Raw genomic sequence first — 16,264 nt, forward strand, 5'->3', positions numbered from 1 at the left:
ATTATGGCTGATAAACAAATCGGCATTAAACTGGACGTAAAATCTACGGGGTTAAAGCAGGTCGATGACGCCCTCAATTCCGTTTCTAAAAGTCTGAAAGAAATGAACGGTAAGGTGATAGACCAACAGCAAAAAGGCTGGGGGTCCGAAGCACAAACCAAAGAACTTCGTGAACAGCTGCGATATATGCAGCAAATGCTTCAATTGGCCGAGAGGATGGCCAGAACTCGGGGCATTCAATCTGACAAATTCAGTCAGTATAGCCGAGAAATCAGTTCTATGCAACGGGACCTGGCTGGCGTTCCAACATACCAAAATCCGGGTAGCGGCTGGATGCATAATCGATTTGGTATCGGCCCGGCGTCTGCATTCGATAGAGGCATGACATATGCAAGCCGGATCGGTGCGGGGCTTGTTGCGTTCGATCTGTTAAGTACACTTCGATCGGGAATTTCAACCGGCACCCAGTTGTCGTACGGATATGGTGACCTAGCAAAAAGGATGTCGCCAAGCGGAAGTGCTCTTAAATACGGAATCAATTTATCCAATAGCCTACAGGGATATGGATATGACGATACAGCATTATTGCAAGGCGCAACTACTTATGGCGGCGCAACCGGACGAATGGATAGCGGTCAATTTCAAAAGCAAATGCTGTCCATCTTGCAAACTGGACGCCGTTTTGGACTTGATTTATCGCCGGTTGTTCAGAACTTTGCGGGCATGTTTCAAGCTGGCGTGACCGGTGGGTCGAATCAGCAATTAAGTCCCCAAGAATATGCGAATCTGGTTGCCAATGCAGTTAACCGCGGAAATATGCAAGGAAGGGAGCAGCAACTCCTCAATCAGCTTTCCCAAGTGATTCAGATGGGGGTTTCTCAATCTGGCCAAGCCGGCGATATTCGCCAACTTGGCGGCCTCCTGACGCTAATTAACCGCAGCGGTAATCAGGGATTGATCAGCAATGCGGGAACTGTCATACAGGGTCTAAACAATATGATTACCAGCCCAGGTGGAGGTTACGCCGGGCAGGGTCTTATTATACAGGCACTGCAGCGCGCGAACCCCGGTATGGGATATTTTCAGCTTATGGATCTGGCTTCACAAGGTCTTAGCAATCCTACCAATCTAAAATCTGTAATGAGCTCGCTTTCGAAGTATACGAAAGACAAGGATCAGTTAGCCTACCTGATGAGCCAAATGGGAGGCGGAAATCAACACCAACTCCGTCAATTTCTCGATTCCGCTATGACTCCGGACGGAACCTTTAATCAACAAGCGATCGATGACTTTGCAAAGTCAGCGTTAACCCCACCGGCTCCAGTGCCTCAAAACGATGTCGACTCCGCGAGAAATCGGACTCAAGGAGAAACGCATGCGGGTAATATGGCCGGCCAAGAAACGCTTCAAGGTAGGAGTTATATAGATTCGATTCAGGGAGGTTTGCTTGATCATTTCGGGCCGGCTGCGGTATATGGAGCCGAAGGACTCATGGCATTAAACATGGGATACGGCGCTTATAAATTTGGACGAAAGATTTTTAAGCGCGGAGGAGGTCCTGCTGGTCCAACCGGACCAACTGCACCGACGGAGCCGAATATACCAAGAACGTCAGCGAGGCCATCCACTACGCCTCCACGAACTCCATCGCTTCCCGGAGGAAACATTCCGACCTCAAAGGCACCACTTGGCGGAGGAGCGAGTGCATTGTCGCGAATGTTTGAAATAACTGCACTATTCTCGGCAAATGACTGGGCTGATTCCGCATGGGATTGGATGTTCGGCCATTCGAAGGGTAGTTATAAGATGGGGCATGATCCTTTCCACATGGAGAAATGGACGGACGATCGACCTTCACTTTGGCAACGGTTAACGGGCAAAGGTAACAAAACGGACGAATCGGCATCCAATAATCCAAGCAATTCGAGCGTCGTCGGTTCCACGGTTTCACTGAGCGGCAGCACACTGGCACCAATCGTAGCCAGCACCATCGTGGCACTGGGGCCATATATGGGGCAGCTTAAGCCATATTTGGCTGTAGACAATACCAAAGGGCCCCAGCCAATGAATGACTTGGTTTATCGGGGGCAAGGATTCACCGCAAACGATCTTGTTTACCGCGGAGGCGGTAGCGGGCTGCAATTGGTTAGCATGCCGATGTCAGGCGGCGGAGTGGCTATGCGACCGGCAGGAGCCGGAGGCGGGTCATCTGCTTTTACTGGTTCGGCCAGCTCATTCGTGAAAAAAATGCTTCCTTATGCTCAAAAAGCCTCTATGAGAACAGGACTTCCTGTGGAGTTCATCCTGGGGCAATGGGGTCATGAAAGCGGGTGGGGAACTTCACAAGCAGCCAAAATGGACTTGAATTTTGCCGGGATTAAGCCATGGGACGGTGCAGCAGCTGGCCCGGATTCCACTTATGCTGGCTACTCGTCATTGTCTGATTTTTCAGACGGATACGCCGATTTCCTAATCAAAAATAAGCGATACAAAGGGCTCTTGGATGCAGCAAGAAATGGCGCTAGTGACGACGAATTGGCTAAAATCATGGGCAATACCGGATATGCTGAAGACCCTGATTATGCAAGCAAGTTAAGAGGTGCGATCGGAACCGCCCAGCGATCTATCACGGTTAAAGGCGAGGTGACGATCAACGTCAAGCAGCCAGACGGCAGTACGACACAAGTCAAAGCACCACTCTCAGCAGATTACACAGGAATTGCTATCTAAACGGTGAAAAGGGTGACGATTATGGCGGCTGAGGATTCTGGTATTGGTACAGGAATCTCTTCAGGAAGCAATACTTTTTATACGTTTCCGAGCGTCACGCTTAAAAAGTCCCCGGGAATTCTATTTAACGCTGGCACGCTAAGCAATGTGAGGACTGATCAATATACGATCAAATTGAAGGTAACGATTTATCACAATGGTACGGCTTACGATGTTACGCCGTACATTATGCAATTACGTACTCATATGGGGCTTGGTGAGCCGGCTGGGCGCTTCTCCCTCCTGCTTAGTTTTCAAAAACGCTGGGATAAGTTCGTTCAGGCACAAGACTATGTTGAAATACAATACGCTCGCTATTTGAAAGTGCCGCCGGTTATGATGCGCGCATTAGTCTCAAACGTCAGGCGGACAAGGATCATGGACGAGTCGGGTAAACTGCACCGGGTCATTACGATCAATGGTGAGAATTACGGAAAATTGTGGAAGCAATATGATATTAATTACTTGGTGAGTCTGCCCGGACAAACCAACCTCGGGGGTGTCGATACGGACCCGGCCGCCGGACTTATGTTCCCTATGCTGACTGAAAACTACGGCATCGGAGCACAGGACATTGGCGGCCCCGTGGCCCCGGGGGATTTAATGCAAGGCATTACCGATAAAATGCTCAATGCGCAAGTGCGCGTCATGCAGCAGATCAATCCACAAATGCCTTTACTAAAATGCATCCCAACCGTGCTGCCGGAATATCAAATCAACTGGCTGCAGATTCAGCAAGTTCAAGGCAAGGCGTTTTCTTTGGTTCAGCAGTTCGGTAACGCTCCATGGTGTGAATGGATCATCGACGATTTTACTGACGGTGCTGTTTTTTTCTACCGGAACACGCCGTTCAAAGGTGAAGACGGTCAATACATTTTCCCGGAGTCGGAGCCGGATAAGGACTACTTCCTTTACCCGGTAATTTCGGACATTGACATTATCGAGGAGGATGTCGGGAAAAGCGACGGTGAGACATACTCGTACTTCTTCACTTATCCCAGTACGTACTTGATCGATCAGTTTGCATTCAAGGCCCAAGCTATCGCAAGCGAGGGAATCGATTCATTGGCTGAAGAAGCCGATCCGACCACAATTACGAATCCACATGTGGTACTAGACCATCTATATCGATATGGTTTTCAAAAACTAGAACTGGGCTCACCATGCATTCAGACGAATGACTTTGATACCGGTCTTGCTTTAACTCTCAAGTTGAACCGATGGCTGGTGAAGGCGTTTAATTGGACGCCATTTATGTATAACGGCACTATTCGGATGAAAGGAAACGAGCATATGCGAATCGGCCGATACTTTTTGAATACGAGCACGAATGAAGAATATTACATCGAATCAGTCGATCACGTGATTACGATCGGGCAGACGGATTCGATTGGGAACGATAATGTATATAATTTTCAAACCACGGTTGGAGTAACAAGGGGGCGCGAATTGAAATGAAGATGGGTGATTCGGCAGCGCATACCCACGCTGCTCTTTCCGGAATACCAATTGATCCTAGAGCAGGTTTTGCTTATGAAGGAAAGGTTATGGCTATTAATCCGGCTGATTCGACAGTAGACATTCGGCTTTTTAATGGACAACCACTTCGCCGCGTGCGGGTATTATTCAATTCGGCGAATACGGTGGCAGGATTCAGATACTTAGCTTCGGTGCAAAATAATGCCCCCCAAAATACACCCTCGGGAGTCATAGACGACGGGGTTTTGACGCACCTGGCCGACACAATTGCAACGATTATTTACGTTCAAGGTGATACGTTATCGCCGCGCGTCATTGGATTTTCATTTCCGCTGGATGCGCAAATGCACATAAATGAGCAAGGTTTGGCCATGTTCCGGCATGAATCTGGGGTGTACTCCTTAATCGATAAAACGGGACATCATGAAACTCACTATCCGGATGGTTCCTACATCATAGCGGCGCCGGATACCTCTCCTAAGCCGATTGGAAGCGAAGGGCAGCCATGGAATCCTCCTACCGGTGCCCCGAATATCAACATCACTATACATCTTGCACAAGGATTCGATATCAGCATTAAAAATGGTGTGCTCTCATTAGCCGGTGGTACGAAAGGTGTGGCGCGCGTCGGGGACTCGGTACAAGTAAACGTTGGCGGCACCATCTACACTGGTACAATTACGGGCGGTTCAAGCAAAGTGATAAGCGGATAGGAGGATGACGGTTATGCCGAATCAGTATGATCCGCCACGGACGCAGTTTAATCGAAATTTAACGATACGATTGTTAAAAAAAGGGACATTGGTTGATTCCTTTACCTTCCCGATTAAACCTGGTGAATTTCAGTCTGATCACCCGGCGAGGATGAGTACGACGCAGACTCTTCAGGGAGCGTATCAGGACTTCGGAGGTCTTGGTGTGCAAAAACTCACCTATCAAGGCCACACAGGTTGGCGACGTAGAGCTCCTAACGCACCGAATGACGGTTTTGAAGTGTTCCAAGCTTTATATAATCAAACCTATAAACAGTACCACAAACTAATGCAAGAAGCGGACGATCCTTCGCAGGTCAGTTGCTTGGTGATCGATGATCTCTACGATACCGTTTATGAGGTTAGTCTGGATGATTTCCAGGCAATCAAAAGCAGATCGACACCTTTATTGTATCACTATATCCTCCACATGACCGTAATTAATACGCAGCAAAAGGCAAGAGACCCGAAGGATTATTTGGGTTTGCAAGTCCAAATTAATGACCAGATGATCACGGCTGATACCATCAATCAAGCACTCCAGAGCCTCATTCAATATGGAGGCACGGCTCCAAGAACATATTTGGTGCAGCGAGACGATAGTCTTCAGTCTATTGCGAAATCCTATGGGGTCGATCCGCTGAAAATCGTACAAGCAAATGGACTGCAGCCGCCATATATCTTTAATCCTGGGATTGTTCTGAACATTCCATATTAAGAGGGTGGAAGAGTTGACGACCACGCCGGCCCAGTTTACGCAGCAATACGTTTTGTCTATTTATCCATGCTTGAATGCTTGGACGTTATTCGCTCAGAAGGCATTTGTTCATTTATTGGACTACTCACCGACGGCCTGCTCTCAGGTATCCATGATAAGCCAGGCTGCCATGAAAACATTCGATTATATCCAGCAAAACGAACCCAAAGCCTGTGTGATTCGGGTCATGAGGATGATGAACGATTTATATGACTCCGCATGGCGAGGGTGGACCGGCTTTTATGCGCAATCAACAAGGGCAACTGGAACTCGGGAATTATCATTGCAGCCTATCGTTCTTCAGGGTATCTCTTCCTTTCAAAACTGGGACATTGCGCTTAATGCAACCCCTGCATTCAATCCACCGGACCTTTTAAATAACATGCTTGGAGGCGTTACGCCGTGAAATTATCGACCTATACCGTGGCACAAGGAGATACGCTGGAGGTTGTTTCAACAAAACTACTTGGCTCAAGAGACCGCGTATCTGAACTAATTCAGATCAATCGATTGCGTTATCCTTATATTTCTGATAACCCAATCGATCAATTTGCACGACCAAAAGGCAATGTATTTTTGACCGAAAAAGTGAGTGCACCGACTTCGTTGCGTATAAATAACTCGAACAGTATCGTGATTGCTCCGAACGATACTGTTTTTTTGTTGCAAGGAGATGACTATGGCTCCGCAATTGTAGAAGCCGTAAACGGAAATACGATTGTTTTGTCCTCCGCCATCCAAGGTAACTTTGACCAGTCGGCCATTGCCATTATATATGCGAATCAAGAAAACGTAACTACGCAGGTGCTTCGTACCGGCGATACACTACTATACCCGGTAAACTCGCAACAGAACTCTGGCATGAATACGTTAGTTTTTGGAACTGATTGGAGATTGGACGATAATGGTTTTTTACAAAAGCAAGACGGGGATATTTCAACAATAAGCGGAGCGGACAATTTGACCCAAGCGTTAAAGATGCGTTTCAAAACTCCATTGGGAGCACTTAATCTTCATCCTGACTATGGAAATTCGTTGTTTTCGATTCTTGGTGAAGCTGGGGCTCCATACTTTAAGTCGCTAGCCAGCCATTATTTAGAGCAGTGCGCTTTACAGGACATAAGAGTCCAAAGTGCTAAGATATCTGAATTTATCATTACGCCAGAAGCATTTTTTGCGACAGCAACGATTGTTCCCGTTGGGTCGCAAGACCCGATTAACCAACCGATCACTATACCGATTGGGGGCAGGTAACGATGCCTTATTCGCCGCTTGATGAGGCGCAAATCGTAGCCAATATGATCAATACTTACGTGTCTTTGGTTCAAACGACAGATGACATCAATCCGGGAAGCGTGCTGCGCTCGTGTTTTGAGGCATTTGCTCAGGAACTGAAAAAACTTTACTCCAACATCACCGACGAGGCAGCTCAAACACAAAATCTCGCCATGTATTCGGTGTTCAAAAATTTTGCATTATTGCCGGCACAGGCGGCTTATACCATGGTTACCCTGACCGTAACACCAGCCCCAACAACGGACACGCCCATACCCAGCGGTACGACGTTTTCGGTACCTGGAACGAACATTCAGTTCAAGACGCCTGCCGTCATCAATTGGCCGGCAAATAGTACGTCGGTTTCGGTCCGTGTTGTGTGCACGCAAACAGGCACCATTGGAAATGTGCGCGCCCATACGATAACGAATCTTGTTACGCCCATTCCCGGACTGCAGAATGTCACCGTAACCAATCCCAAGGCAGTAATTACTGGCACCGACTTGGAGACGGAAGACCAAAGAGCTAACCGATTCCAACAACATATCAACTCGTTACACCGCGGCGATAAAAACTCCATTCCTTATGGGGCGAAGACGACCCGAATTATAGACGCTTATGGCTATGTCTCTGAGCAGGTTGTTAAGGCACAGTTGGTGGAAGGAGTCGGCTCCAATGCACTCTATATTGACAACGGAACCTATGATACCTCTGATGCGCTTGTCACTCAGTGTCAACAAGTCATTGATGGATATATCGATTCAAGTGGCAATATTGTGATTGGCTATAAAGCTGCTGGCATACCGACGACTGTTCAAAAAGCCCTGCTTCAACAGTTGACGATTGCCATTAAAGCAACACCAAAACCTGGTTATACGTTTGCCATGATTCAGCAGTCCATCGTGGACAGTGTTACGAAACTGGTGCAATCGCTTGAAATCGGATCTCCTTTGACCTTAAATGCTCTCAATCTGGCGATCGGAAACACGCCGGGCGTTCTTAATTTTCAGCTTTTGGCGCCGACGGCGGATGTCGTCCCTTCGACCGGAACATTGCTGCAGCTTGGAGCAAACCAACCGAATGTCACAGCTGCGTAGAAGGGAGCTGCTGAGCGGTAATGCTAAGAGAAATTTTCAATAATTTGCACCCAGCCATCAATAGGGATCCGCAAGAGACGGGGGCCATCCAAATCACTGCTGCGAGTGGAAAGGCGATCATCCAAAACGATATTATGCAACTCACCGGGCCGACGACATCGGCCCAGTTTAATTTGCGGTCATATACTCTTGAGACATTGGCTCAGGATATTAATGCTCTTGGTGGATTCACGGCGACGACGCTGATGCCGGGCACATTATCCGCTCTTGTTTTACTTGATGGGACATATTCGTTGCCGTTTACGATTCCGATGTTCACATCATTTCTCTGGCAGTTTTTTAAGCCGGTGGCTCTCGCTCTGGTCGATGCTCTTGGGGCAGAGAATCAAGCTCTATTGGAAATGGTCCTAACCTCATCCGATGGGGCATGGCTCAATGAATTCGGCGAAACGTTGTTCGGGATTTATCGTCAAGATGGAGAGCCAGACGAGCTCTATGCGATACGTATATTTGATTTTGCCTTGGCGCCGCGGATCAATAATATGGCGATCAAAAAAACGCTACAGGATTTAGGTTATAACGCCAACGTCACCGATAACGGACCTGCAACCTTTGACGTTGACGTTGTATTGCCTTCGTCACCGCCCCAAGGCTTCGTATATTCGTATTCGCAAATCGGAGACTTGGTTGGTCTTTTAAAAGCAGCAGGCACCACTGCCAATATTATTCTATCGAGCGGCTTGACGGATGGAATAACGTTATCGGAAAGTTTAACGTCAACTTTGCGACCTTCTTCATGGGTGTGGGAGTCATTTATTTGGGATCAATTTACATGGGGGTGAACCAGTTGACGAAAAAATTCAGAGAAGGTGTCCATATTTTAGACAACGTAACCGTCACTCTTACGGATACCATTACCGGAGAGAAGACGGTTTTTTCTTGCCATAATATCGAGCTCAACTATACTCTGTCTGCCTTAAGTCAGTGGATTTCGGGAAAAAATAACGTCGGCTACCAACCTGTTTTTCCTCCAAGTAGATGCTCACTCGGTAGTGGATCAGGTACGCCGGCAAAGACAGACACCAGTTTATTCACACCAATCCCCAATAGCACGATATCCATGTCTAGTGCGACTCCCGATTCGCCGGCAGTCGGCACAACGACATTCATTTTTCAGTACCCAGCAGGCCAAGTGACAACGCAAGTGACTGAGGCCCTAATGAGCGATGTAAACGGTAATGGATGGTTTCATTCTAAATTCGCCTCACCATTTACACCTTCAGCATCACAAACAATAACTGTCCAATGGCAAATCACATTCAATTAAGTAGTAAGGAGGGACGATCCAATTGACGAACCTGTATCGAGTCGGTGGAAATGGTAATCCTTCGGATGCGAATCAAATAATCGACGCCTTAAGAGGAGAAAACGACGTCGGTGTTATTCAGGCGTACCCGAAAATCAATCCTCCCGGAGCCATAACAGCTGCAATCAACACGACCACAGGTAATTTGACAGGGGACTATCAGTATAAGGTTGCATTTATTACTGGCTATTGGAAGGGGCCAGTAGGAACAGGGACCCTTTATACGCAAGGAAACACAGGTGGAGGACCTGCAAGTAACACGGTTTCGCCAAGTGGGCAGCAGGTCAATTTGAGTGGAATCCCAATTGGCGGTACAGGTGTTGTCGCCAGAGCAATATATCGCACCAAAGCCGGCGGTTCAACGTTCTATTTCCTCCAGCAAATCAATGATAATGTATCTACAACCTGGGTGGATAATATCGCTGATTCCGCGCTTACCCAAGTGATGCCAACCACGAATACAACCGGATCTTATTTTTCTGGTGATGGTCATGGACTTACGAATTTGCAAGGTGTGGTGTTACCGGATGGCAGCATTCCTATGACCGGTCCGCTTACGCTCCCTGGCGACCCTGCACAGCCTTTGCAAGCCGCCACAAAGCAGTATGTAGATAGCTTCAGCAATTCGATTCCCGCACCGACGCCCATCTCATTATCAAACGGACAGCAAATCATTACCACAACAAAAGCCGGGATGATGCAGAATTTCAAGGTGCTTGGACGGACGTTGGTGAATTTGCTCGGGCGGCTCGGCCTCATGGCGACTACAGGGAAGATGTACTTGTCCAGCGTCACCGAAGCATTTGATACAACGAACTATGCCATAGGTACTGCCTCGTTAAAATACACAGCGAGTGGCACAACCGCGGTTGATCATTACTTCAACTTCGGGGCACCCTACGTACCAATTACAGCAGGGCAGTATTACTTGCTTGTGGCGATGGCTAAACCGAATGTTGGTCAAGCCCGCATGCGGGCTATTGTCTGGAATGGAGCCAGTGGCGGCACAGTCCTGCTAGACAACAGCGCAGATTTTACCGATACGACCAAATTCACGTCTAAGCATATAGCATTCCAAGCGCCGACGAACTCGGTAAGCCTCGAAGTACGCGGGCATGTTTTAAATGCGTCGGGAGCAAGTCAGTACATCCCGGCAGGGACAGCCGAGAACGCCAACTTTAATGGGTATAGGCTGTTCGCACTTACGCAAGCGCAGTACAACGAAATAGCGACCTTAACTGAAGATCAAATCGCCGCTAAGTACCCATATGTGAACGACGTGAAGCATCTGAGTGGGCTTTATGTGATTCGGTATGGCGAAAATTTGCTTGATAATTCTAATGTCGTTGCTGATGTCACTAATGGCGGGACGAAGACAATCATCGATCCGTACACCATGAGCATCAGTAAGACTTCGACAAGCAGTTCCGATGCGAGGTCTTTGTCTGTTCCCGTGGTGGCAGGGCAAAACTACGTGTTTACGTCGAACCTCACGATTAGCGGTTACGGCGGATCAGGCGGCGCGTACATCCAACTGAATTTTTACGACGCGAGCGGTGCGCTAATTGGAACGCAGCCAGCGAGCGCAGTACAGACTGCGAATGGTACTTATACGCTGACTGCAAGCGGTCAGGCTCCGAGCGGTGCCGTTTCTGTACTTGCTTATTTCCTCATAGGCACAAATCCGACAGGAACATTCACATGGTCCAATTGGCGACTCAACATCGGCACCGTGGACAAAGGATTCAAACAGCGCAACGATGACATGATGGTGTTCCCGGTTTCGTTCCCGATTGGATCGAACGTAGACCAGTCTGTAGTAGATGAAATTTATCATCGTGACGGGCGATACTGGCGAGAGAATCGGTTCGTCAAGGATATGGTGCTGGATGGGAGCTTGTCGTGGGCTTATAGTGCAACGGCTACCGGTTACAAAGAGGTAAAAGTTCCGTTCACCAACCAAGCATCGGGAAATAAGCAGACGGTAGTTAAGTACGATGGTAAGATTTTAGTCAACGTTTCTTCACCTACTAGCGGTGATCAATGCGCGATGGATGGTTCTTACCTATACGTGGAAGTTTCCTCCGCAGACACCGGTTGGGGCGACTCGTACACGCCGACAGCAGCAGAGATTCAGGCGTATTTCTATGGCTGGAAGATGTACTTGTCTGGTTCTTATCCAACCGTCTATAACGGAACTGGAACAAAAGCGTGGGTACGAATCACAGATGGCCAAGCGGCTACCTTAACGCTTCCTACATCGTACGCGAGCGGAGGCCCGCCATACATCCCTTACAAGATCACCTACCAACTCGCCACGCCGACATGGGACGATCTAACCGAAATCATGGAGGGCGAGATCCACCTGCTGGAAGGTCCGAACATGGTCGAAGTCGGCGTAGGGATGATTTTGCGGGAGCGAATACAAGCTCTTGATACGAATAACACAGTTGGAGGGTATTTTAACGGTTCAGGAAATACGCAAAGCTTCCCGAAACATCCTGTCAACAAGATAATTGCTCTATATGGAAATGGAGCCAATACTTCGGCAACGATAGCAGCAATAGCTAGTGGGGCGGCGAATCAAAACATTCGGGGTTTACAACAGGCTTATATCCCGTTCTCAAAATACGACCCAACTGCCACCTACGAAGCGACATACCAAGCACTCGACCAATACCTGATCACACCGTCTGCTGTTACGACGATCACGGCTGAGTACGACACGAATATCAAGACGGTGCTGGATCGGTTGGGTCAGTCTATGGCGGACTATGGACAGCGGCTTTCGGTTGCAGAGATGTTGGCAGCGCGGACGTTCCAAGTGCCGTTCAAGACGCTCCAAAGCATAACGTACTATGTAGATGGCACGAACGGGAGCGATAGCGGGGACGGAAGCGCAGCAAGACCATTTAAGACCATCGGAAAAGCTGTTTCGATGATTCCCCAAGTGCTGAATCACACGTATACGATCAGTATTGCTCCGGGGACATACGCAGAAGATGTACTTATTGTAGGAATCGTTGGTTCTGGCCTATTAGTGATTCAAGGCGACTCTATGGTTTCGACCAGCCGTTCCGTTCAGTCCATTTATGTGCAAAATTGTGGCGCTAGAATAACCATAAAGGGCATGAACTTCACCACAACAACAAGGAACTGTGTGGACACTGCTGCCTGTGCATATGTCAACGTGCAATACTGCAATATGGTTTCAAACAATACCCAATGGGGCATCAGAAGCGGTGCTTCTACGGTCTACGCTTTTGCTAATACCATATCGAATCAGACAATCGCTTTGATCGCAGACTCGGGTGGCACGCTCTACTCAGAAAACAACAATGGTAATAACAATCAAAATGCGTTGTATGCTTACCTTGGTGGTAAAATCGCAACTGCGGGGACACAACCAACGGCTGCATCGGCGACAAATAATAGTTATGCTCTCAGTGGTGGAATGATAGTAGGAAACCCTGTCGTCAACCCTTGGGGAGACAACACGCTTTCTAGTCGTAGCAGTTCGAGGGCTAACCATACAGCACAACAAAGCTTGTCAGCTAACGTTGCTACAAAGATCGTTTTTAACAAACAGTACGACAACCTCGGTGAACTCGACTCCAACGGTAGATTCACGGCAAAGCACAGCGGGGAGTATTTGTTTACTGTTGGTCTAGGGTTCGTTTCCAACGCAGCGAGCTTTATCGCCCAGTTGTGGGTTTACGTAAATGGGACACAGGTTGATCAGGTAGCTTGGCTAGGTGTGTACTCCAATTTAAGTTATTCGACTTTTCCTGTCTCCGCATTCAAATGTCGTCTCAACGCGGGCGACTATGTGGAGATTTATGTAATACCTTCTATCACGATAAGCACTAATCCTGATAACAGGATCAGCTTCTTTGAGGAGACACAGATAGCTTAAAGGTAAGGAGGAGTTAAAAGTGGATATTGTCAAAGCTATTCAATACCTGCATCCCAATTCCGTACCATTGCGTGATTTTATGGTTCAAGACGACAGTGACGGAAACGGCCCATACATCGCCCAATGGAATGTGAAAGACGCAGACGGAAACGACGTACCACAACCAACCGATGAAGAGCTTCAGGCTGCATGGGAGTCTATGCAGCCCTCCGAAGCCGATTTACTCGCTGCTGCTCAAGCTGCCAAGAAAGCAGAAGTCAGCGCAGCCGTCGCTGCAAAGATAACGGCAGGATATCGATCGACGGTAGTGCTCGCCAGCACAGGCAAGGCGCATTTTTACGGAACCGATCTTGTTGACCAGCAGAACATGACGGCAAGTCGTGTGTGGGCGGATAACCATCCGACGGAAATTGTGAAATATCGACCACAAGATGAACTTGCTCGAATCGATCATACTCACGATGAATTTGTGCAAATATCGACGGCGGTGTTCGATCGAATTAATTGGTATCTTGATCAAGGCTATGCCTACTACCGGCAGATTTACGCGCCGGTCGCGACCGTGGATAGTGTGAATGCAATTCAGGTCGTCATTAACGATCCGTAGGAGGCGTGATCTGTAATGGACATTCGACCTGCTGACCTTATTCTCGTCCGCGGCGAAGACTTGATCGGTAACACGATCGAGCTCATCACGCACAGCCCGTACAGCCACGTTGCGGGCGTGGTTAAACCGAACGAACTATTCGAGGCTCAGGCATTCCGGCGCGCCGGATACCAGGGCCTCGATTTTTATGCCGGCAGAGTTGACGTTTTTACGTGCGACGAGTTGACGGACGAGCAGCGGGTGCAAATCGTAGCCGAGGTCGAGAGGTATGATGGGCGACGCTACTCCTATTTGCTGCTTCTGTGGGAGCTGGTCCGATATGTTTTCGGTCTTGCATTGTTGGCACCGAAAGATTGGCAGCCGGTGATCTGTTCAACACTTTGGGTACGGGCATATCGAAAGGCTGGCATTGATCTATGCCCCGGCGTTCGTTTTCCCTCACCGGCTGACATGGCAGATTCGCCAAAACTAAGGAAAGTAGGTGCTTATTGAGTGGAAAGAATTTATAATTTGAAACCGGATAAACCAGACACACGCGACTTTGTTTTTCGCTCAAACCGGTACGATACCGGAGCCGACCTACCGCCGGAAGTCGATCTCCGACCGCACATGTCGCCCATAGTCGATCAGGGCGCGCTCGGCAGTTGTACAGCGAACGCAATCGTGTCCGGCTTGCGTGAATACCATCTAAACCGAGACGCCAAGCCCTACGCAGCGCTTAGCCGTCTATTTCTATACTGGCATGAGCGTGAGCTCGAAGGGACGATCGATGAAGACTCCGGCGCCTACATCCGCGACGGCATGAAGGTGCTGCAGCAGCGCGGTGTGAGCCCTGAACTCCTGTGCCCGTACGACATCCCCCACTTCCGTGACCAGCCGTCGGCTGACGCCGAGCAATCGGCCGGCGCCTATAAAGTGCTCGAATATCACCGCGTCATCGACTACCAGTCGTTAAAGGCTGCACTGGCCGAGGAACTGCCGGTCGTCATTGGCATTGCCGTTTACGAGTCTTTCGAATCGCTTGATGTATGGAGCTCTGGAATGATTCCGATGCCGAAGGCGAGCGAGAAATTACTCGGCTATCATGCGGTCCTTGCGTGCGGATATAAGACATTTTCAGACGGTGTGGAATATATTTTATGCCGGAACTCATGGGGCGCGAATTGGGGGCAATTCGGTTACTTTTGGCTGCCAGCGACGTACTTCACAACGGACGGGCTGGTTACGGACATGTGGACGGCCACGACGCGGATCGGCGAGAACGACATCACCTTTGAGCAGGCGATCGAGCTATTCGTCAAAGAAGGTATTTTCAACTCGCTCCCATTCTGGCAAAACTTCGAGGCCAAGTATAAAGCCGGCCAGCTCACAAATGCCGATTTCGAATTCGTGTTCTTGGGCTTCCGGAAGTTAGCGGCGCGTGACATGAACAGGGGTGAATAACGGTATGTCGCAGGAGGATCTGCTTGTGAAAGAAATCCGGGAACTTAAGGATGAGTTTAGAGAAGCTCGCCGAGAGAGTCAGGATTTGCGCGATCGCATGGCGCGAATGGAAGGTAAAATTGATGCAATGTCGACTGTGAAGGAAACGGCCGAAAACGCTAGGTCGCTCGCCGACAAAGCCATGGATCACGCCAGGTCTGCCCATCACCGTATTGACGAGATGCGCGAGGATAACACCGAAGATCGGAAGGACACCGAGAAAGACATTGCCGATGTAAAGGACGACATTAAATGGCTATGGAGGTATGCTATTACCGCATTAGTCGCTGCACTTGTGGGCATGGTAGGCGCATTATTTAGTTTCATCGGAAAGAAGTGATTCAATTGGAACTTTTCAGAAGTCCTGTTTTATGGATAACGGTCCTGCTACAGATGGCAGGGCCGGTTCTTTTTGGATTCGATAAATGGGCCAATGTCATACAGTACCTTAGCGCCTTTGGAATGGCCTATGCAGTTCACGAGTATTTTGTCCGGCATCGTCGTGAAATCGAGCACCTGAAAAAGCAAATCGCTCACTTACATGAGAAGCATGATCAGCTGAAGGAGGTTATGAATAACAGTGAATGAGCAAAAAATTGTCGCAGCCCATGCAGAGACACGAACTATCAAGGTCCGCGTCGTCGATCCGGATCATGCCGGCCGGGTCGAGTCAGAAGAATTCAAAGACGCGAAACGCCGGTTAAGAGAGGATGGCCATTACAAATGCTATATTTGCGGCCGTGAAGTTACCGAAGCGCACCTGC

15 protein-coding genes are annotated in these 16,264 nt (G+C 48.7%); all 15 read left to right on the forward strand.

Going from position 1 to position 16,264, the window contains the following annotated elements; translation table 11 throughout:
• Positions 1–3: 3 nt before the first annotated feature.
• The 15 genes from SD70_RS02540 to SD70_RS02605 are packed head-to-tail and all read left to right on the forward strand — an operon-like array spanning position 4 to position 16,088.
• Positions 4–2,730, forward strand: a complete 2,727-nt coding sequence (locus SD70_RS02540; RefSeq protein WP_041045370.1) for a glucosaminidase domain-containing protein — start codon at positions 4–6, stop codon at positions 2,728–2,730.
• A 21-nt stretch (positions 2,731–2,751) separates the two neighbouring features.
• Positions 2,752–4,227 carry a hypothetical protein gene (locus tag SD70_RS02545; RefSeq protein ID WP_041045372.1) on the forward strand — a complete coding sequence of 492 codons (1,476 nt, stop codon included), beginning with the start codon at positions 2,752–2,754 and terminating at the stop codon, positions 4,225–4,227.
• A complete protein-coding gene (locus tag SD70_RS02550) occupies positions 4,224–4,961 on the forward strand; it encodes a hypothetical protein (protein WP_041045374.1) in 738 nt (245 codons plus the stop codon). Before SD70_RS02545 ends, SD70_RS02550 begins: the two co-directional genes overlap by 4 nt.
• Positions 4,962–4,974: 13 nt before the next feature.
• Positions 4,975–5,718 (forward strand): LysM peptidoglycan-binding domain-containing protein, encoded by a 744-nt coding sequence (locus SD70_RS02555; RefSeq protein ID WP_041045375.1) that lies wholly within the window; start codon positions 4,975–4,977, stop codon positions 5,716–5,718.
• Between the two features lie 13 nt (positions 5,719–5,731).
• Entirely contained in the window at positions 5,732–6,163 is a 432-nt protein-coding gene (locus SD70_RS02560; protein WP_041045377.1) for a hypothetical protein, read from the forward strand.
• Positions 6,160–7,011: a hypothetical protein gene (locus SD70_RS02565; protein WP_041045379.1), complete on the forward strand. Its 852-nt coding sequence runs from the start codon at positions 6,160–6,162 to the stop codon at positions 7,009–7,011. The genes SD70_RS02560 and SD70_RS02565 overlap by 4 nt, the downstream gene beginning before the upstream one ends.
• 2 nt (positions 7,012–7,013) lie before the next feature.
• Positions 7,014–8,129: a baseplate J/gp47 family protein gene (locus SD70_RS02570; RefSeq protein ID WP_041045381.1), complete on the forward strand. Its 1,116-nt coding sequence runs from the start codon at positions 7,014–7,016 to the stop codon at positions 8,127–8,129.
• Between the two features lie 20 nt (positions 8,130–8,149).
• Positions 8,150–8,971 carry a hypothetical protein gene (locus SD70_RS02575; protein WP_041045383.1) on the forward strand — a complete coding sequence of 274 codons (822 nt, stop codon included), beginning with the start codon at positions 8,150–8,152 and terminating at the stop codon, positions 8,969–8,971.
• Positions 8,972–8,976: 5 nt separating this feature from the next.
• Positions 8,977–9,456: a hypothetical protein gene (locus tag SD70_RS35720; protein WP_156157862.1), complete on the forward strand. Its 480-nt coding sequence runs from the start codon at positions 8,977–8,979 to the stop codon at positions 9,454–9,456.
• 22 nt (positions 9,457–9,478) lie between these two features.
• Entirely contained in the window at positions 9,479–13,411 is a 3,933-nt protein-coding gene (locus tag SD70_RS02580) for a hypothetical protein (RefSeq protein ID WP_041045385.1), read from the forward strand.
• A gap of 19 nt (positions 13,412–13,430) precedes the next feature.
• Positions 13,431–14,018: an XkdW family protein gene (locus tag SD70_RS02585; RefSeq protein WP_041045387.1), complete on the forward strand. Its 588-nt coding sequence runs from the start codon at positions 13,431–13,433 to the stop codon at positions 14,016–14,018.
• A 15-nt stretch (positions 14,019–14,033) separates the two neighbouring features.
• Positions 14,034–14,510 carry a hypothetical protein gene (locus SD70_RS02590; RefSeq protein WP_041045389.1) on the forward strand — a complete coding sequence of 159 codons (477 nt, stop codon included), beginning with the start codon at positions 14,034–14,036 and terminating at the stop codon, positions 14,508–14,510.
• The gene (locus tag SD70_RS02595; protein ID WP_082053082.1) at positions 14,511–15,461 is read left to right on the forward strand and encodes a C1 family peptidase; all 951 of its coding nucleotides are present in this window, start codon (positions 14,511–14,513) and stop codon (positions 15,459–15,461) included.
• Positions 15,462–15,486: 25 nt separating this feature from the next.
• On the forward strand, positions 15,487–15,840 hold the full coding sequence (locus SD70_RS02600; RefSeq protein WP_041045391.1) for a hypothetical protein: 354 nt from the start codon (positions 15,487–15,489) through the stop codon (positions 15,838–15,840).
• Between the two features lie 5 nt (positions 15,841–15,845).
• Positions 15,846–16,088, forward strand: coding sequence for a hypothetical protein (locus SD70_RS02605; RefSeq protein WP_041045393.1), 243 nt, complete (start codon positions 15,846–15,848; stop codon positions 16,086–16,088).
• Positions 16,089–16,264 lie beyond the last annotated feature (176 nt).

Source organism: Gordoniibacillus kamchatkensis, from assembly GCF_000829455.1.
Taxonomy (GTDB): Bacteria; Bacillota; Bacilli; order Paenibacillales; family NBRC-103111; genus Gordoniibacillus; species Gordoniibacillus kamchatkensis.